Genomic DNA, 18,316 nt, shown 5'->3' with positions numbered 1-18,316 from the left:
CCTCCCACTCATTGCAATATGCAGTAACGCCTCCATTTGAGGCACATAAAGAACATATGAATTCTAGCATTTATTTAATAAGAATGCAAGGGGGAGAGGATTATAATTTTTCGATTTGAGAGAAGTCCAGCTCGACCGGCGTCTCACGGCCGAACATGTTCACATGGACTTTCACTTTTTGTTTATCGATATCAATATATTCAATCGTACCCGTGAAATTCGCAAAAGGTCCGTCCGTTACTTTTACACTTTCCTTAACTTCGAAATCAACTTCCGCTGCAGTCGGTTCAGTCATACCCATACGCTTAAGTACGGTTTCCATTTCTTCAGGCAGGAGAGGGATCGGCTTTGAGCCAGAGCCGGTTGAGCCGACAAATCCAGTCACGCCGGGAGTGTTTCGCACAACATACCAGGAATCATCCGTCATTACCATTTCAGCAATAACATACCCAGGGAAAACTTTCTTCTTATTTACCTTACGTTTGCCATTTTTAATTTCTGTTTCTTCGTCTTCGGGAACAAGGACACGAAAGATCTTATCTTCCATTCCCATCGACTCGACTCGCTTCTCTAAATTGGTTTTCACCTTGTTTTCATAACCTGAATACGTGTGAACCACATACCATCTTTTTTCCATTTATACAGGACAAGTGGCTTGCCCTTCCCTCCCTTATCGTTCATTTTATTAAATTATTTCCAACATGAAAAAACCCGTCAGACGGGTTTTTTGTACAAGACTATTAACTAGTATATCACAAAATCGACTGTACTATCAGCTAGGAATAAGTTCAAGTATTTGTGTAATGCCTAAGTCCACTACTGCAAAAAACACAGATACAAAAGCTACGGTAAAAAGTACGGTAATAGTATACTTCGTTAATTCCTGCCCTTTAGGCCAGCTTACCTTACGCATTTCGCGAGATACATTCTTCAAGAATTTAAACATGATTCGTACTACCCCCAAACTTACGCCAACCGGCTTCATCCTCTACCTTGTTTCGCGATGAAGAGTATGTTCACCACAAGTCTTGCAAAATTTGCGAACTTCTAAACGTTCGGACTGATTTGAGCGATTTATATTTGTAGTATAATTGCGGCTGTGGCACTGTGTACAGGCTAGAATTGCTTTTTTTCTCAACGACAGTCACCTCAATCCAGAGGTTTATTCACTTTCACTAATGTAGCACGCTTACAAGATAGTGTCAATTGCCTGTTGATTATGTCGTTTCAGAGAATTCTATATATCTCTCTAACTTGCGTTTCACACGCTGTAAGGCATTATCAATAGATTTCACATGCCTCTTTAACTCAACAGAAATCTCCTGATACGTTTTACCGTCTAAGTATAACGAAAGGACTTGCTGTTCAAGCTCACTAAGCAGTTCAGAAATTTTTTCTTCGATGTCGCCAAACCGTTCTTTATTAACCATCAGCTCCTGAGGGTCAATCGCTTTTGATCCGGCGATCACATCTAATAAAGTCCGGTCCGCTTCTTCATCGAAAATCGGTTTGTCCAGTGATACATATGAGTTAAGTGGAATGTGTTTCTGGCGGGTGGCGGTTTTAATTGCGGTAATAATCTGACGAGTGACACACAGTTCGGCAAAGGCTTTAAAGGAGGACAGCTTGTCCCCTTGATAGTCACGAATTGCTTTATAGAGACCGATCATGCCTTCTTGTACAATATCTTCCCGATCTGCGCCAATGAGGAAATACGTCCGCGCTTTAGCACGAACGAAATTCTTGTACTTATCAATCAAAAAATCTAGAGCCTGGACCTGCCCGTGGTTAATCCGCTCAATGATTTCTTCGTCATCAAGTTGACTGAAATCCAACTTCTCGATGCCTGTCTTCATTTGTCCGATGCTCACTCAGGATCCCTCCGACTGTGGTACCTAAATATAGAAATATTATACAGTAAGCGTTTCAAAAGCGTCAATAAGGCAATTGTTATTTATCACCCCGTCTCCACTTCTCAAATATATCTCTTATCTCTTTATTTATCGGAATTTTTGCCTGATATTGTACGTCTTTATGAGATTCTAAATCTTTTTTTATTTCCTGTTGAATATTTCTCACTTCAATGTACAGCTCTCTGGCGGATTTACGGTAAGCCCCCTGAGCAAAAATAGTACGCTGCTCAGCATAATCAGAAGTCGCCACATATACCTGTGTCCGTACATCATTTAATTGCCCGGATAGTTTCTCAATTCGTTCATCGGCCGTTTCATTTTCTTTTGTATAGATGGTTTCAATCTTATAATTTTTTTGCTTTGTGGCTAAGCCCCTTACGTGATAAGCATCAAAAACAACGATCACGCGGTCACCTGTATAGGATTGGTACTCCGCCATCATTTCAATTAGTAAATCTCTCGCTTGTCCTAAGTCTTGATCCTTCAGATTCTTTAGTTCCGGCCAGGCTCCGATGATGTTGTAGCCGTCAACGATCAGTACATTCATCACCTATCCCTCAACGGGGTGACGTTTTCGATACACTTCATACATCAGCAGCGAGGCCGCGACGGAAGCATTTAAAGAAGTCACCTTCCCAGCCATTGGCAGACTTACAGTCCAATCACATTTGTCTTTCGTTAACCGGCTCATTCCTTTTCCTTCACTTCCAATAACTAAAGCCACAGGCAGCTTACCATCTAATTGGCGGTAATCTTCCGTACCTTTGGCATCTGTACCGACGACCCAGACAAAGCGCTCTTTTAATTCATCGATTGTTCTCGACAGGTTCGTGACTCTGGCCACAGGGATATATTCAATCGCACCTGTGGACGTTTTGGCTACAGTAGATGTCAGACCCACCGAACGCCTTTTTGGGATAATCACTCCATGGACGCCGCTCGCATCTGCTGTACGAAGGATAGAGCCGAGATTATGAGGATCTTCGATTTCATCTAAAATAATGAAAAAAGGTTCCTCTCCCTTTTCCTCTGCCCGGGCGAATAAATCGTCTATGTCACTGTATTCATAGGCTGCGACAGCAGCAATGACTCCCTGATGATTGCCTTCAGCGAGCTGGTCGATTTTCTTCTTCGGGGCCTTTTGAACAATGACCCCGTATTCTTTAGCGGTTTGTTCAATTTTTTTCGCGGCCTGCGGTTGAAGCTGTTCAGAAACGAAAACCTTATTTATCGAACGTCCCGACTTAATAGCTTCCAGAACAGAGTTTTTGCCTATAATCCACTCTTCACTCATGTCTCTTTTCTCCTCTCTTCCACCAGGGAAATCGCGCTATTAATCAATTCTTCCAGGCGCGATTCATTGCCTGATAAATAATGAAAACCTAAGACGGCTTCAAATGCTGTTGAATAACGGTACGTCTGGACGTCCGTATTTTTAGGAACGGTGCCGGATTTGGCATTACGTCCTCTTCTTAAGACGACTTCCTCCTCCTCCGTAAGCAGCCCTTGCTCGTGCCAGGCTTGTACTACTTTAGCCTGTGATTTAGCGGACACGAATTGAATGGCTGCTCTATGGAGCTGTTCTGGTCTTATTTGACCTTGCTCTAACAGGTGTCTTCTCACATACAATTCGTACACTCCGTCACCCATGTAAGCGAGGGCGAGGCTTTTCATCTGCTTTACGTTTGAAAAGGTCATCCTTCTACCCCCGCTTCCAACGAGTGCCCTGGGCGGTATCTTCTAAAACAATATTCCGCGCTTTAAGCTCATCCCGAATTTCGTCAGCTCTTGCGAAGTTACGGTCTTTTCTCGCCTGTTTTCTTTCCTCAATTAAAGAATCAACCTCTTCATCGAGCAGCTCATCTTCCTGTTTCAGCCGCAGGCCTAAGACCCCGGCAAGCTCTGCAAATGCTTCAGTAAACTGGTCAATGACATCAGTATGAGTCTGATCCCCCTGAAGATATAAGTTAGCTGACTTCGTTAAATCGAATAAAACAGAAATCGCATTGGCTGTATTAAAATCATCGTCCATTTCACTTATAAACTGCTGTTTCTGCATGGTAATTTCGTTCAGCCATTGATCATTATCCTCAGATAAGTTAAGGCTGGTTTCCCGGCGGTGCTGCAGGTTCTCAAAAGCATTACGAATGCGCTCAAAGCTGCTTTTAGCCCCTGCCAGCAGTTCATCGCTGAAATTAATCGGATGCCGGTAATGGACACTAAGCATGAAAAACCGTATCACCTGCGGGTCGTGTTTCTGCACAAGATCATGAGCCAGAACAAAGTTACCGAGCGATTTAGACATTTTCTCATTTTCAATATTAATGTAACCGTTATGCATCCAGTATCGTGCAAATGATTCTCCGTTGTTCGCTTCGGATTGTGCGATCTCGTTTTCATGATGGGGAAAAGTTAAATCCTGTCCACCGGCATGGATATCTATCGTATCCCCGAGGTATTTCTTCGCCATAGCCGAGCATTCAATGTGCCACCCCGGACGCCCTTTCCCCCATGGACTTTCCCAGGTAATCTCAGCTTCTTTCGCTTCCTTCCATAAAGTAAAATCGAGCGGATCTTCTTTCTTCTCTCCCGCTTCAATACGGGCGCCAGAGCGAAGTTCGTCAATCGACTGGTGAGAGAGCTTTCCATACTCATTAAAGGATCTCGTACGGAAATATACATCTCCGCCCGATTCATAAGCAAACCCTTTTTCAATCAAACCCTCGATAAATTGAATGATTTCTTCCATGTTCTCTGTCACACGAGGATGATGAACCGCTTCTTGCACACCCAAAGCTCCCACATCTTCTTTATAAGCCTGGATAAAACGGTTGGCAATATCCGGCACCTCTTCGCCAAGCTCATTTGCAGCTTTAATTAATTTATCATCCACATCTGTGAAATTCAGGACATAGTTTACTTCATACCCTCGGTATTCAAAATATTTCCGTACAGTATCAAATACAATCGCCGGACGAGCATTGCCGATGTGAATGTAGTTATATACAGTAGGACCGCAGACGTACATTTTTACTTTGTTTTCTTCGAGTGGATGGAAAAGTTCCTTAGCTCTTGTCAGCGTGTTGAATACTTTTATGCTCATCCTGCTTCACTCCCTTATCCTCTTGTTCTAACTGTAAACATAATTGTCTGATTTCTTCTTCCATTTCATTTAAACGATCATAGACAGGGTCAGGAAGCTTATGGTGATCCAGATCCTTCTGTCTGATTTTCTTGCCATCCTGAATCACGACATGTCCCGGAATGCCGACAACTGTCGAATTATCAGGTACATCCTTTAAAACGACAGAGCCTGCCCCGACTTTAGAATTCGCTCCGATTGTAATGGACCCCAGCACCTTGGCCCCCGTAGCCACAAGCGAATAATCCCTTAACGTCGGGTGGCGTTTTCCTTTTTCCTTTCCCGTCCCTCCAAGCGTAACTCCCTGGAACAAAGTCACATTGTCTCCAATTTCACACGTTTCTCCAATCACGACACCCATGCCGTGATCAATAAAGAAGCGGCGCCCGATTTTAGCACCTGGGTGGATTTCGATTCCTGTAAAGAAACGACTGATTTGTGAAATGATGCGGGCCAGAAAAAAGAATTTCCTTTTATAAAAAGCATGCGCAATGCGGTGTGACCATGTTGCATGCAGACCAGAATACGTTAAGATGACCTCGATGTAGGAACGAGCAGCCGGATCCTGATCAAATACGACGTCCACATCTTCTTTAAACATTTTGAATAGTCCCATCCGTCATCCTCCCTTTCTTTGCTCATTCGATCTATACCCGTACACAAAAACGCGTACATCCTTTTATTTTTTACTCCATAAAAAACGCGCCCCTGTGCTTATATAGCACAGAGACGCGTTACGCGCGGTTCCACTCTGTTTAGGAAATAAATATTCCCTCACTCTCCCTTATAACGGCAGGCGGCCGCTCCAACCTACTACTTTCAGCCGGAGACTCAGAGGTGCATTTCGGAGACTTTTCTTAAAATCACTTCCAGCCAGCGGTGATTTTCTCTGGGTAAGAAAAAGAACCTCCTACTTCTCCTCATCAACGTTCATTATGGGTATCTTTACTATATGTGAAAAACGTCAATTTGTGAACAGATTAGCCTTGAATTTGCTTCAATGCATCATTTAACCGGATGGTTACCGTCTCAATTCCAAGCAGTCGGATGGCGTTAGGAAGCTCAGGTCCATGTGTCTGCCCGGTAGTGGCTACACGAATCGGCATAAACAGCTTCTTCCCTTTATGGCCGGTTTCCTTCTGTGTCGCCTTGATTTGGGCTTTGATATTTTCAGGCGTCCACTCGTCTAACTGAGCAAGTTTCCCCTTGAACGCTTCAAGTACTTCCGGAACCTGGTCGCCTTTGAGCACTTCTAAAGCAGCTTCATCATACTGAATTTCTTTCTTGAAAAAGAGATCAGTGAGTTCAACGATTTCAGCACCATAGCTCATTTGCTCATGGTATAAGGAAATAAGCTCGTGCGTCCATTCACGGCCTTCTTCACTCATATCCTCTCTTACACGACCAGCTTCAATCAGATGAGGCAGAGATAGGTCAACTATGCGCTCTAAGCTGGACGCTTTAATATACTGGTTGTTCATCCACTTTAATTTTGCAGGATCAAAGATAGCCGCGGATGTCGACAGACGCTCAGCATCAAAGATGTCAATCAGCTCATCCTTAGTAAAAATCTCCTCTTCTCCAACAGGTGACCAGCCAAGCAGTGTAATAAAGTTAAATAACGCTTCAGGGAGGTATCCCAGGTTTTTATACTGCTCAATAAATTGCAGGATATGCTCATCACGCTTGCTCAATTTCTTACGGTCTTCGTTAAGAATTAGTGTCATATGACCAAACTTGGGAGCTTCCCAGTTAAACGCCTCATACACCATCAATTGTTTAGGAGTATTCGAAATATGCTCTTCACCGCGTAAGACGTGAGAAATCTTCATCATATGATCATCAATGGCCACAGCAAAATTATAAGTGGGTGTGCCGTTTTTCTTCACAATTACCCAATCTCCGAAGTCACTGGCTTCAAAAGATATTTTACCTCTCACAATATCTTCAAAATCATATGTGTGATTTTTAGGAACACGAATTCGAATGCTAGGCTCTCTGCCTTCAGCTTCAAACTCTTTGATCTGTTCTTCCGTTAAGTCACAGTGCGCCCCTGAATATTTAGGAGCTTCGCCGCGGCTGATCTGCGCTTCGCGTTCTGCTTCCAGCTCGTCCTCCGTCATGTAACACTTGTAGGCAATTCCTTTCTCAAGAAGTTCATCCACATATTTCTTATAAATATCTAAACGCTCCATCTGACGGTAAGGGCCATATTCTCCGCCAACGTCAGCTCCTTCATCCCACTCAATACCAAGCCATTTTAAATAATTCAGCTGACTCTCTTCTCCACCAGCTACATTCCTTTTTGCATCTGTATCTTCCACGCGGATGACAAATTTTCCTCCAGCGTTCCTTGCATATAAATAATTGAATAAAGCCGTACGGGCGTTCCCTATATGAAGGTTGCCTGTAGGACTTGGCGCATAGCGCACACGTACTTCGTTACTCATAAATAATCTCCTTTCTAAACCGTCTCCATTTAATTTATTTTATCATTAATGAGGATCTCTTGCGGACTATTTTTGAAGAAGAACGACGGCTTGTGCGGCCATCCCTTCTTTTCGTCCAGTAAACCCAAGCTTTTCCGTCGTCGTTGCTTTCACGTTGACCCGGGCAGGTTCACTATTTAACAGCTCTGCTATATTCTGTTGAATCTGCTCCACATAGGGGGCCATCTTTGGCGCTTGAGCAATCACCGTACAGTCAAGATTGCCAAGCTCATAGCCTTGCTTCGTCACGAACTCCCATACTCGTTGTAAAAGAATCCTGGAATCCGCATCTTTATAAGCATGATCCGTGTCAGGAAAATGACGTCCGATGTCCCCTTCTCCGATTGCTCCAAGACAAGCATCTGCAATCGTATGAAGAAGAACATCTGCATCGGAGTGACCCAGCAGCCCCTGTTCGTGAGGTATTTCAACACCGCCGACGATGCACTTTCGACCTTCTGCAAACTGATGTACATCAAACCCTTGTCCTATGCGAATCATTGAATCATTCACGACCTTTCTATCTTTAGCAGCATATGTTTGGGCTTTAGCCAGGTCTTCAGGAGTGGTCAGCTTCATGTTATCATAGCTGCCCTCAACTACGACCACCTCTCCTCCTAGACGTTCAACTAAGGAGGCATCATCTGTGCCGTAGTAGTGTTGAGATCTAGCTTTCTCATGGGCGCTGAGAATTAACGAATAATCGAAAGCCTGCGGTGTCTGCGCTGCCCAAAGAGAATGGCGGTCAAGCGTTGTTAACCGGTCTTGCTGCTTTTGTTTTATTGTATCAGTTACAGGGACCGCTAATAATCCAGCTTTCCTCTCCCGGACCACCTCTGCCAGCTGGTGAAGATGCTCCCGCTTAACGAAAGGCCGGGCTCCATCATGGATAAATACCGGCTGGTCCGTGAGCCTGACCGTCTGCAGCCCTTCGTATACACTGTCCTGACGTTCCAACCCGCCACCTGCCAGCGTTATCTGCTCTTCCAGCCCATGCTGCTGTAGAACTTCTTTCATCTGACTGTACTCTTGTTTATTAGTTACCAAAATGATCTCACTGCACCAGGAGTCCTGCACAAACACGGTAACTGTATGTATGATCAAAGGCAGCTCATTGATCATTAAAAATTGTTTATTTTGACCTGTTTGCATCCGTTTTCCCTGTCCGGCCGCAAGCACGATTGCTGTATAATTTATCATTGGAAACCACCTTAAATAAAGTGAAACAACAAAAGCGATAACACGCAGTTATCACTTTTGTTAATCTCTATTCGTTATACCGTTTTTATAAGGCTTTTTCAAGTGATTTTGGCCTGGCGAAGATCATTCGTCCAGCTGAGGTCTGCAGTACACTTGTTACAACAACCTCGATTGTCTTGCCGATATAATCTTTTCCTTCTTCTACAACAATCATTGTGCCGTCGTCCAGGTAGCCAATCCCCTGTTTTTGTTCCTTCCCGTCTTTAATGACTTGGATTGTCATCTCTTCGCCAGGGAGAACTACAGGTTTAACGGCATTCGCGAGATCATTAATATTCAGAACTTGAACATTTTGAAACTCACAGACTTTATTTAAATTAAAATCATTGGTGACCACAATTCCATCCATCACTTTAGCGAGCTTCACAAGTTTACTGTCTACTTCCTGCACTTCTTCAAAGTCCCCGTCGTAAATTTCAACTTTAACCGGGAGGTCTTTCTGCAGACGGTTCAAAATATCTAAACCGCGCCGCCCGCGGTTCCGTTTGAGTCCGTCTGATGAATCAGCGATATGCTGAAGTTCCTCCAAAACAAACTGAGGGATAACAATTGTCCCTTCAAGAAAGTGTGTTTCACAAATATCAGCAATTCTACCATCAATAATGACACTTGTATCCAAAATTTTCTCTTTAGGTATAAGGGCTTCATCCACAGCTTGAGCAGAAGCATCATCTTCCAGACCTTTTTTGTCTTTTCTGGCGAATAAATTTAAAAACTCATCTTTTCGTTTAAACCCAACCTGGAATCCAAAGTACCCGAGTAAAAACGTAATAAATATAGGCAGAATCTGACTTACTACTTTAATATCAATATCCTGGAGTAAATTATTAACTAAATAAGCAATGATGAGTCCCACAATTAGACCGAGGCTCCCAAATAACAAATCGGCGACGGGGGCTCGAACGAGGGCGTCTTCCACCCACCTTAGAAAATCAACAATATAATCTACTACCCAAAAAGTTAATAAAAACAGTATAAGTGCTCCAACAATTGCCCCTGCGCCGGACTGGATCCAACTCTGCCAGGAAACGCCCATCATTGAAAAAAGCTCCGGCATGTATAGGTAACCAATGGTTCCCCCAGTCATAACAATAAATAATTGTACGATACGTTTAAGCACTTTTTTCACCTCCTTGTATCCATTATGACCAACCTCAAGGCCGATTAATCGTTCACCTTGAAATGTTGATTAATAAACTAGCATAAATGACAGCATTTTTCAATTTAAAGAAAAATATTCCATTCACCTATAAATGACGATCTACAAATAACTGCTCCTGGATTCTTTCCAGTCCTTCACCGATTTTCTTAGCGCGTACTTCCCCGACTCCATCTACCTCCACTAACTCTTTTACCGACGCTTGCACGACGTCATTTAACGTGCCAAACCGCTCCACGAGGTGATCGATAATTAAAGCCGGGAGTCTGGGGATCCTGTGCATGACACGATAGCCTCTTGGATATATCGGGTCTGACAATTTTGTACCTGAAGAATACCCTAAAAGCTTTAATACTTGATCATCTGATATAAGCTCGGTACCAGAATATTCCTGCATTTTTCGTAAAATATAGTAGGGTTCATAATCCGGACGCTTGCTATAATCACGCAGTAACAAAGAAGCTTCTTCTTCAATGTTTGATACGAGCTCGGTTAATTGTAATTGAATAAGACGCCCTTCTGTCCCCAGTTCATTCACATAATTTAATATTTCGGTTTTAATCCGCAGCACCATTTCCACACGGTGGACCACTTGAATCACTTCAGAGAACGATACCATGTTTTCAAATTCCATGGCTCCAAGATTCGTTATACTCTGATCAAGCACGATCTTGTATTTTTCCAGGGTCTGAATCGCCTGATTCGCTTTTGTCAATATTACACCAATGTCCTTTAAAGAATAGCGGATGGACCCTTTATATAAAGTAATGACATTCCGCCTCTGGGAAATAGCAATGACGAGGTGCCCGGTTTGTTTAGCTACACGCTCTGCCGTTCTATGACGCATCCCCGTTTCCGTAGAGAGAATGTCAGGATCCGGCATTAACTGCGCATTGGCATAAAGAATTTCCGAGCCTTCATCATTCAAAATTAAAGCACCGTCCATTTTGGCCAGCTCATACAAGTGGGCCGGTGTAAATTCTGATTGAATTGGAAAGCCTCCGTCGACCAGTTCCTGTATTTCTTTTCCGTACCCTATAACGATCAACCCGCCTGTCTTAGCACGAAGTACGTTATCAATCCCCTCACGCAGGGGGGTGCCGGGGGCCACGAACTTGAGCATTTCTCCGATGTAGTTTTCTTTATGATCCTGACCTTCCATTATCGATCCCCCAATGTCACTTGCATAGCTTCCTGGACAGTACGAACGCCGACTACTTGAATCGAAGAAGGAGGCGTCCAGCCATCAAGGTTCTTCTGCGGAATAATGACTCGTTTAAATCCCAGCTTTGCTGCTTCCTGAACGCGCTGCTCAATCCGCGCAACCCGCCTCACTTCGCCTGTTAACCCTACTTCGCCGACCACGACATCATTGCCGTTGGAAACCTGGTCTCTGAAGCTTGAGGCAATGCTGATGGCAACAGCCAGATCAATAGCCGGTTCATCGAGCTTGACGCCGCCGGCCACTTTAATATAAGCATCCTGATTTTGTAAGAGCAGCCCCGCCCGCTTTTCCAGAACAGCCATTAACAAAGGGACCCGGCTGTTATCGAGACCCGTAGCCATTCGACGGGGATTTCCAAACGAGGTTGGTGAAATTAAGGCTTGAATCTCAACTAAAACAGGGCGTGTGCCTTCCATAGAAGCCACTACAATAGATCCTGCTGCCCCTTGAGACCTTTCCTCAAGAAAGATCTCAGAAGGATTGAGAACTTCTTCTAAGCCCTTCTCCTTCATTTCAAAAATGCCCATTTCATGGGTGCTTCCGAAACGGTTTTTCACACTGCGGAGGATCCTGAAAGTATGATGCCTTTCTCCTTCAAAATAAAGCACGGAATCTACCATATGCTCCAGCAGACGCGGCCCTGCGATTGATCCTTCTTTCGTTACGTGTCCCACTATAAAAATAGGAATGCCTTTACTCTTGGCAATCCTCATTAACTGACTTGTGCATTCACGAACTTGTGACACACTGCCGGGGGCGGAAGTAACATCTTCTTTAAATATGGTCTGAATTGAGTCAATAATGACTAATTTGGGATCAATTTCTTCGATCTGCGTTAAAACATCCTGTAAGTTCGTTTCTGATAGTACATATAATTCATCTGACGTTATTCCCAGTCTCTCAGCACGAAGCTTTGTCTGCCGGGAAGATTCTTCGCCGGATATATATAGGACGGGTAATGATTTATCTGCGATTTGTGCAGAAACCTGCAAGAGTAATGTTGACTTTCCGATACCCGGATCTCCGCCAATCAAAACCAGTGAACCCGGCACAATGCCGCCGCCGAGCACTCTGTTAAGCTCTGGCATATCAGTCTTCATACGTGGTTCTTTCTCAGATTTAATGGCGGTAATTTTTTCCGGTTTAGCAGCTCCTGATGAATTTGTCTGGAAAACGTGCCTCGTTCCACCTGTAATGGACGCCTCTTCAACAAGCGTATTCCATTGATGGCAGCCTGGACATTTTCCCATCCATTTAGGAGATTCGTATCCACACTCCTGGCACACAAATTTTGTTTTTCTCTTGGCCAAGGCTACCTCTCCTCTACTTCATTATATACGATATGGTTTGTGAAAAAGTTTCATGATGATATCATTTCCATTAAATTTCCCTTACTAAAAGAATATCGAAATCGGAAAAAAATCGGAAGGCAAACACCTTCCGATTTTAAACATTTCATATTTTATTCATAAAATTATGCTTCCTGCTGAATGTGAACTGTAAATTCTTTATCATCATTAAGGTCAATTTTTACTTTTTGACCTTTTTCGATATTTTCTTTTAACAGTTCCTCAGATAATAGATCCTCTACATTCTTCTGAATGGAACGACGAAGCGGACGCGCTCCGTATTCAGGATCAAATCCTTCTTCAGCAATATGCTCGATTGCCTTTTCTGTTAAAGTAAAGTCAATTTCCTGCTCCAGCAGGCGTTTTTTCAGTTGTTCTGCCATAAGCGTTACAATGTGAGTCATATGTTTCCTTTCTAGAGAATGGAACACAATCGTTTCATCAATACGGTTCAAGAACTCAGGACGGAAGGCTTTTTTCAATTCGTCTGTAACCTTAGACTTCATATCCTTATAGTCCTGGTCTGCTTCACCCATAGAGAATCCAACGTATTTGTTTCTCTTCAGCTCATTTGCCCCAACGTTTGAAGTCATGATGAGCACTGTGTTACGGAAATCAACGACACGACCTTTAGAATCCGTTAACCGTCCATCCTCAAGCACTTGAAGTAAAATGTTGAATACTTCCGGGTGGGCCTTTTCTATTTCATCAAGCAGGATCACTGAATATGGCTTATTACGAACCTTCTCCGTCAGCTGGCCGCCTTCATCATAACCAACATAACCTGGAGGTGAACCAACTAGCCGTGACGTACTGTGTTTTTCCATATACTCGGACATATCGATCCGAATCATCGCGTCTTCTTCTCCGAACATGCTTTCAGCCAAAGCGCGGGCAAGTTCTGTTTTACCTACACCGGTCGGTCCAAGGAAGATAAAGGAACCAATAGGACGTTTAGGATCTTTCAAACCGGCACGTGCACGACGGATCGCTTTAGAGATTGCTTTAACTGCTTCTTGCTGACCAATAATACGGTTGTGAAGCGTGTCCTCTAAGTGAAGCAGACGCTCACTTTCTTCAGTAGTCATTTTGGAAACAGGTACACCAGTCCAGGTGGAGACAATGGAAGCAATGTCCTCGACGGTAACTTCAGAATCCTCCTGACCCTGCTTCTCTTTCCATTCATCTTTCGTTTGATCAAGCTCATCGCGCAGTCGCTGCTCACTATCCCTTAAGGAAGCTGCCTTTTCAAATTCCTGACTCTGTACCGCAGCATCTTTTTCTTTCCGTACTTCTTCAAGCTTCTGCTCTAACTCTTTTAAGTTCGGCGGAGCTGTATACGAACGAAGACGAACTTTGGATGCTGCCTCATCAATTAAGTCGATGGCTTTATCAGGCAGAAAGCGGTCGGTAATATAACGGTCAGAGAACCGGACAGCTGATTCAATAGAATCATCGGTTATCGTCACACGGTGGTGTGCTTCATAGCGGTCACGCAGACCTTTTAAAATTTGTACAGACTCATCAAGCGTAGGTTCATCCACCTGGATTGGCTGGAAGCGGCGCTCAAGAGCTGCGTCTTTTTCAATATATTTCTTATACTCGTCAAGTGTTGTTGCACCGATACACTGCAGTTCACCACGGGCTAGAGAAGGCTTAAGGATGTTAGATGCATCAATAGCACCTTCTGCTCCGCCTGCTCCAATAAGGGTGTGCAGTTCATCAATAAATAAAATAATGTTGCCGGCCTGGCGGATTTCTTCCATTACTTTTTTCAGGCGGTCCTCGAATTCACCACGGTATTTCGTCCCCGCTACAACTGTACCCATATCAAGCGTCATTACTCGTTTATCACGGAGGATCTCAGGTATTTCATTGTTCATGATCTGCTGAGCGAGTCCTTCTGCAATTGCCGTTTTACCTACACCTGGCTCACCTACAAGTACAGGGTTGTTTTTCGTGCGGCGGCTTAAAACTTGGATAACACGTTCAATTTCCTTGCTGCGCCCGATCACCGGGTCAATGTTGCCCTCTTTTGCAATAGCGGTCAGATCACGGGCTAAAGAATCCAGTGTCGGTGTGTTGGCGTTGGCAGCTTGAGAACTTGAACCACCGCCGCGGCGGTTCTGCCCACCTGTAGATTCATTATTGCCAAGAAGCTGAAGCACTTGCTGACGAGCTTTATTTAAGCTTACCCCAAGGTTATTTAGAACACGCGCTGCTACACCTTCACCTTCGCGGATTAAACCAAGCAGAATGTGCTCGGTGCCTACATAAGAGTGACCTAATTTGCGAGCTTCATCCATAGACAGCTCTATCACCTTTTTAGCGCGGGGTGTATAATGAATCGTTTGGGATACTTTTTCCCCTTTACCTATTAAATTCTCTACTTCCTGCTGAATTTTACTTGACTCAAGGCCGAGAGCAGTCAGTGCTTTAGCCGCAATTCCTTCCCCCTCACTGACTAATCCTAATAAAATGTGTTCAGTTCCAATGTTGTTATGACCTAAACGTACAGCCTCTTCTTGTGCTAATGCTAATACCTTTTGAGCTCTTTCAGTAAATCGTCCAAACATCATGGACATGACCTCCTAACGATTTAATCTTGTTTTTCTAATTGAAGTCTTTCTCGAATCAGTGATGCTCTGCGAATATCCCGTTCATCCGGAGATAACGTTTCTTTCGCATATTGCTGCAGGAACCCTGGCTGCGTAAGAACCATCAGCTCATTGAGGATGGTTTTTGGAATATGGTCAATGAAGCCTAAATCAATTCCGAGCCGGAGGTCAGATAAACATTTTGCCGCCTCCTTAGACTCTATGATTCGACTGTGCTTCAAAACACCATACGAACGAAAAACGCGATCTTCTATCTGAATGCCGGAACGGTGCATTAACGTCTGTCGTGCTTTCCGTTCCTGATCGATCAACTGCCTTACCACACTGTGCAAATCCTCGACAATATCTTCTTCTGATTTTCCCAATGTAATTTGGTTGGAAATTTGAAAAATGTTCCCTAAAGCTTCGCTGCCTTCTCCGTAAATTCCCCGTACAACTAATCCAAGTTGATTAATGGCTGGAGTCATCCGGTTAATTTGCTGCGTCATCGCTAAAGCAGGCAAGTGCATCATCACCGAAGCTCTCATGCCAGTGCCTACGTTTGTTGGACAGGCGGTTAAATACCCACGATTCTCATCAAAAGCATAGTCCACCTTCTCCTCCAGCCAGTCATCTAGCTGGAAAGCTTGTTCCAGAGCACGGTCAAGCTGAAAACCGGGGAAATACAATTGAATACGGATATGATCCTCTTCATTGATCATAATCGATACCTGCTCGTTTTGAGAAATTAACGAAGCAGAGCTCTTCGAATGATCTGTTAAATGAGGACTGATTAAATGTTTTTCCACCAGTACCCGTTTTTCAATTGGCTGTAGTTCATTCATTTCAACTACTTCAAAATCCTTATAATCTCTAAATGATTGCCCTTTATATTCTTTTTTAAAAAACTCAAGTATTTCTTTCATTCGATCTTCTGAAGATATTACGGGAAAAGGATATTTCTGAAAATTCCTGGCGAGACGTATACGGCTGCTCATTACGATATCGCTGTCAGGACCTTCTTGTTTCATCCATGGGCTAATAGCTTCATTGATAAATTGCTCTAAAGACATTATTCTCCATCCCCCTCCCCGTGATGAAGCTGCTGCTCTAAAGAACGAATTTCATCTCTAATTTTTGCTGCTTCCTCAAATTCTTCCTGCTCAATTAGTTTTTGCAGTTGGGACTTATATTGATCCATTTGCCGCTTTACGTGCAGGTTGCCTCCTTCTCGCTTCGGGACTTTGCCATCGTGCTTGGTGTTTCCGCTGTGCACACGGCGAAAGATCGGGTTTAAGCGTTCATCAAAGGTTTTATAACAATCTGCACAGCCAAACTTTCCAATTTGAGCAAACTCTTGATATGTCAATCCACAACCGGGACATTTTAAGGATTCTTTTGGCTGGTACGTCTTTGAAGGGTGACCCTTTAAAGAAGGAGGTTGTTCATAATTGAAAAGCCCTGACAATAAGTCATTTAAGGTGAAATTCTCTTCTTTCTCATTGATATAGCCCTTTTCTTTGGCGCAATATTCACATACATGAGTTTCCGTTTTTTCACCATTAATTACTTGTGTTAAATGAACAGTAGCAGGACGGTTATGGCAACGCTGACAATCCATAAGACCCTCTCCTTCCTTACCTAGCTTTGATACTTTAAGGTGAACAACATAGCCGTAAGAATTCTGGAACGAATTTCATCTCTCAGAGGAAGAGGAAAAGCAAGAACTTCCCGTTCCATTACACTAGCCATCATCCGGGCTTCGCGTTCCGTAATACTCTCATGATCTTTTAGTCTTTCAATAATGTCCACAGCGACTGATTGGGAGAGCTCTGGCTGAATCATATGAATAATGTCATCAAACATTTGTGATTCAGACCTGTGCTGAACACGCTTTATACGGATAAAACCTCCGCCGCCACGTTTACTTTCAACTATATATCCCTTTTCCACTGTAAACCGGGTTTTAATCACATAATTGATCTGTGACGGAACACATTGAAATTGATCAGCGATCTCACTGCGTTTTATTTCAATGGTATGCTTTTGATTCTCTTCTAAAGTATTTTTTAAATACTCTTCGATGATGTCGGAAATATTCCGCATTTTCCCTCCTCCTCTTTTGACTTTGACTATCTTTGACCTTAACTTTATTATACTAATTTTTATCTGTGACGCAACTAAAATGTTTCGAACTACATGAGTAATCATTCCCTAAATAAGAAAAGGTTAAAACAAAAAAACTATACGAATTAAATCGTATAGTTAGTTATTTTCTGCGAGTCACCTTTACCACAGAGTCGATATGAGATAATTTTTCCAATAAAGCTGATTCGTCTACCTTCTGCTTCCTTTCCACATGAACATAGACGGTTTTACGAGAGTGAGGTTCTTTTTCAATTTCAAAACGTTTAAGCACGATAGACTGATCATCAAACACCTGTAAAAGTGCGCTTATTTTTACAGATTCTTCAGCAATAATAACATACGTGTTTTTTAGGTAAGGGCTCACATATCTTTTTTCTAAATTATTCAAGAAAATAAGACTTAATAATACCAGGGTGGTTGCTAAAATAGCTACTCCATACATACCGGCTCCAACTACTAATCCTAAACCGGCTACTGTCCAGATGGAAGCGGCTGTCGTCAACCCTCTAATTGTCATCCCATTCACGATAATAGTACCGGCTCCTAGAAAACCTATTCCACTAATGACATATGAAGGGATTCGTGAAGGATCAAAGCGGATATTGTCATAAGTTTCGATAAAGTTTTCAAACCCGTATAATGATAACAGCATCATAAGACAAGAACCGACTCCGACTAAAATATGTGTGCGGAACCCGGCAGAATGGTTTTTTAGTTCTCTTTCAAAACCAATCAAACCTGATAATAACAAAGCTACGCACAAACGAACCAAGAAGACGTCCAGATTTTCTGTAAACATATAGGTTTGTTCCATGAAAACGCCTGCCCTTCAAAATATAAGTAAATTGAATTCAGCTTACCTTAATTATACTAAAAAAACCGAAAGCACATATGCTTTCGGTTCACGTTGACGTGGCAGCGTCCTACTCTCACGGGGATCAACCCGACTACCATCGGCGCTGAAGAGCTTAACTGCTGTGTTCGGCATGGGAACAGGTGTGACCTCTTCGCTGTCGCCACCACATCATTTGGTT

Annotated in this window: 19 protein-coding genes, 1 rRNA gene and 1 other annotated feature; all 20 genes read right to left on the bottom strand. The window is 43.2% G+C overall.

Annotation, left to right across the window (positions count from 1 at the left end; genetic code table 11):
• Window positions 1-100: 100 nt before the first annotated feature.
• Window positions 101-637, bottom strand: a complete 537-nt coding sequence (nusG, locus tag LF822_RS21770) for a transcription termination/antitermination protein NusG (protein ID WP_253926198.1) — start codon at window positions 635-637, stop codon at window positions 101-103.
• Window positions 638-772: 135 nt separating this feature from the next.
• The gene (gene secE / locus LF822_RS21765) at window positions 773-946 is read right to left on the bottom strand and encodes a preprotein translocase subunit SecE (protein WP_188379123.1); all 174 of its coding nucleotides are present in this window, start codon (window positions 944-946) and stop codon (window positions 773-775) included.
• A gap of 42 nt (window positions 947-988) precedes the next feature.
• Window positions 989-1,138 carry a 50S ribosomal protein L33 gene (gene rpmG / locus LF822_RS21760; protein ID WP_253926197.1) on the bottom strand — a complete coding sequence of 50 codons (150 nt, stop codon included), beginning with the start codon at window positions 1,136-1,138 and terminating at the stop codon, window positions 989-991.
• Between the two features lie 79 nt (window positions 1,139-1,217).
• Entirely contained in the window at window positions 1,218-1,856 is a 639-nt protein-coding gene (gene sigH / locus LF822_RS21755; RefSeq protein ID WP_101847095.1) for an RNA polymerase sporulation sigma factor SigH, read from the bottom strand.
• Between the two features lie 94 nt (window positions 1,857-1,950).
• Complete coding sequence (locus LF822_RS21750) at window positions 1,951-2,460, bottom strand: NYN domain-containing protein (protein ID WP_253926196.1); 510 nt, start codon at window positions 2,458-2,460, stop codon at window positions 1,951-1,953.
• 3 nt (window positions 2,461-2,463) lie between these two features.
• On the bottom strand, window positions 2,464-3,207 hold the full coding sequence (rlmB, locus tag LF822_RS21745; protein WP_253926195.1) for a 23S rRNA (guanosine(2251)-2'-O)-methyltransferase RlmB: 744 nt from the start codon (window positions 3,205-3,207) through the stop codon (window positions 2,464-2,466).
• A complete protein-coding gene (locus LF822_RS21740) occupies window positions 3,204-3,611 on the bottom strand; it encodes a Mini-ribonuclease 3 (RefSeq protein ID WP_253926194.1) in 408 nt (135 codons plus the stop codon). Before LF822_RS21740 ends, rlmB begins: the two co-directional genes overlap by 4 nt.
• Before the next feature lie 4 nt (window positions 3,612-3,615).
• Window positions 3,616-5,016 (bottom strand): cysteine--tRNA ligase, encoded by a 1,401-nt coding sequence (cysS, locus tag LF822_RS21735; protein ID WP_253926193.1) that lies wholly within the window; start codon window positions 5,014-5,016, stop codon window positions 3,616-3,618.
• The gene (gene cysE, locus LF822_RS21730; RefSeq protein WP_253926192.1) at window positions 4,979-5,671 is read right to left on the bottom strand and encodes a serine O-acetyltransferase; all 693 of its coding nucleotides are present in this window, start codon (window positions 5,669-5,671) and stop codon (window positions 4,979-4,981) included. Before cysE ends, cysS begins: the two co-directional genes overlap by 38 nt.
• A 106-nt stretch (window positions 5,672-5,777) precedes the next feature.
• Window positions 5,778-5,991: a binding site (T-box leader), on the bottom strand.
• 44 nt (window positions 5,992-6,035) lie between these two features.
• Window positions 6,036-7,505, bottom strand: coding sequence for a glutamate--tRNA ligase (gene gltX / locus LF822_RS21725; protein ID WP_253926191.1), 1,470 nt, complete (start codon window positions 7,503-7,505; stop codon window positions 6,036-6,038).
• Between the two features lie 66 nt (window positions 7,506-7,571).
• On the bottom strand, window positions 7,572-8,744 hold the full coding sequence (locus LF822_RS21720; protein ID WP_256522626.1) for a bifunctional 2-C-methyl-D-erythritol 4-phosphate cytidylyltransferase/2-C-methyl-D-erythritol 2,4-cyclodiphosphate synthase: 1,173 nt from the start codon (window positions 8,742-8,744) through the stop codon (window positions 7,572-7,574).
• 85 nt (window positions 8,745-8,829) lie between these two features.
• Complete coding sequence (locus tag LF822_RS21715; protein ID WP_253926190.1) at window positions 8,830-9,924, bottom strand: PIN/TRAM domain-containing protein; 1,095 nt, start codon at window positions 9,922-9,924, stop codon at window positions 8,830-8,832.
• A gap of 127 nt (window positions 9,925-10,051) precedes the next feature.
• Window positions 10,052-11,125 carry a DNA integrity scanning diadenylate cyclase DisA gene (disA, locus tag LF822_RS21710; RefSeq protein ID WP_253926189.1) on the bottom strand — a complete coding sequence of 358 codons (1,074 nt, stop codon included), beginning with the start codon at window positions 11,123-11,125 and terminating at the stop codon, window positions 10,052-10,054.
• Window positions 11,125-12,498, bottom strand: a complete 1,374-nt coding sequence (gene radA, locus LF822_RS21705) for a DNA repair protein RadA (RefSeq protein ID WP_253926188.1) — start codon at window positions 12,496-12,498, stop codon at window positions 11,125-11,127. The genes disA and radA overlap by 1 nt, the downstream gene beginning before the upstream one ends.
• A 164-nt stretch (window positions 12,499-12,662) precedes the next feature.
• Window positions 12,663-15,116: an ATP-dependent protease ATP-binding subunit ClpC gene (gene clpC / locus LF822_RS21700; protein WP_253926187.1), complete on the bottom strand. Its 2,454-nt coding sequence runs from the start codon at window positions 15,114-15,116 to the stop codon at window positions 12,663-12,665.
• A gap of 20 nt (window positions 15,117-15,136) precedes the next feature.
• Window positions 15,137-16,207, bottom strand: a complete 1,071-nt coding sequence (mcsB, locus tag LF822_RS21695) for a protein-arginine kinase McsB (protein WP_253926186.1) — start codon at window positions 16,205-16,207, stop codon at window positions 15,137-15,139.
• Window positions 16,207-16,755, bottom strand: a complete 549-nt coding sequence (gene mcsA / locus LF822_RS21690) for a protein-arginine kinase activator protein McsA (protein ID WP_253926185.1) — start codon at window positions 16,753-16,755, stop codon at window positions 16,207-16,209. The genes mcsB and mcsA overlap by 1 nt, the downstream gene beginning before the upstream one ends.
• A gap of 20 nt (window positions 16,756-16,775) precedes the next feature.
• The gene (locus tag LF822_RS21685) at window positions 16,776-17,240 is read right to left on the bottom strand and encodes a CtsR family transcriptional regulator (protein WP_253926184.1); all 465 of its coding nucleotides are present in this window, start codon (window positions 17,238-17,240) and stop codon (window positions 16,776-16,778) included.
• Between the two features lie 163 nt (window positions 17,241-17,403).
• Window positions 17,404-18,096: an MgtC/SapB family protein gene (locus LF822_RS21680; RefSeq protein WP_253926183.1), complete on the bottom strand. Its 693-nt coding sequence runs from the start codon at window positions 18,094-18,096 to the stop codon at window positions 17,404-17,406.
• A 96-nt stretch (window positions 18,097-18,192) separates the two neighbouring features.
• Window positions 18,193-18,306: ribosomal RNA gene (gene rrf, locus LF822_RS21675) — 5S ribosomal RNA — on the bottom strand.
• Window positions 18,307-18,316 lie beyond the last annotated feature (10 nt).

The sequence above is a fragment of the Halobacillus sp. A5 genome, assembly GCF_024189315.1.
Classification (GTDB): Bacteria; Bacillota; Bacilli; order Bacillales; family Halobacillaceae; genus Halobacillus_A.
The sequence above is the reverse complement of the archived record's forward strand: the minus strand, read 5'-3'. Positions and strand labels throughout refer to the sequence as shown.

Excerpts from the sequence above, each read along its gene's own strand:
- nusG (WP_253926198.1), bottom strand. The coding sequence starts at position 637 with ATGGAAAAAAGATGGTATGTGGTTCACACGTATTCAGGTTATGAAAAC.
- secE (WP_188379123.1), bottom strand. The coding sequence starts at position 946 with ATGTTTAAATTCTTGAAGAATGTATCTCGCGAAATGCGTAAGGTAAGC.
- sigH (WP_101847095.1), bottom strand. The coding sequence starts at position 1,856 with ATGAAGACAGGCATCGAGAAGTTGGATTTCAGTCAACTTGATGACGAA.
- LF822_RS21750 (WP_253926196.1), bottom strand. The coding sequence starts at position 2,460 with ATGAATGTACTGATCGTTGACGGCTACAACATCATCGGAGCCTGGCCG.
- rlmB (WP_253926195.1), bottom strand. The coding sequence starts at position 3,207 with ATGAGTGAAGAGTGGATTATAGGCAAAAACTCTGTTCTGGAAGCTATT.
- LF822_RS21740 (WP_253926194.1), bottom strand. The coding sequence starts at position 3,611 with ATGACCTTTTCAAACGTAAAGCAGATGAAAAGCCTCGCCCTCGCTTAC.
- cysS (WP_253926193.1), bottom strand. The coding sequence starts at position 5,016 with ATGAGCATAAAAGTATTCAACACGCTGACAAGAGCTAAGGAACTTTTC.
- cysE (WP_253926192.1), bottom strand. The coding sequence starts at position 5,671 with ATGGGACTATTCAAAATGTTTAAAGAAGATGTGGACGTCGTATTTGAT.
- gltX (WP_253926191.1), bottom strand. The coding sequence starts at position 7,505 with ATGAGTAACGAAGTACGTGTGCGCTATGCGCCAAGTCCTACAGGCAAC.
- LF822_RS21720 (WP_256522626.1), bottom strand. The coding sequence starts at position 8,744 with ATGATAAATTATACAGCAATCGTGCTTGCGGCCGGACAGGGAAAACGG.
- disA (WP_253926189.1), bottom strand. The coding sequence starts at position 11,125 with ATGGAAGGTCAGGATCATAAAGAAAACTACATCGGAGAAATGCTCAAG.
- clpC (WP_253926187.1), bottom strand. The coding sequence starts at position 15,116 with ATGATGTTTGGACGATTTACTGAAAGAGCTCAAAAGGTATTAGCATTA.
- mcsB (WP_253926186.1), bottom strand. The coding sequence starts at position 16,207 with ATGTCTTTAGAGCAATTTATCAATGAAGCTATTAGCCCATGGATGAAA.
- mcsA (WP_253926185.1), bottom strand. The coding sequence starts at position 16,755 with ATGGATTGTCAGCGTTGCCATAACCGTCCTGCTACTGTTCATTTAACA.
- LF822_RS21685 (WP_253926184.1), bottom strand. The coding sequence starts at position 17,240 with ATGCGGAATATTTCCGACATCATCGAAGAGTATTTAAAAAATACTTTA.
- LF822_RS21680 (WP_253926183.1), bottom strand. The coding sequence starts at position 18,096 with ATGGAACAAACCTATATGTTTACAGAAAATCTGGACGTCTTCTTGGTT.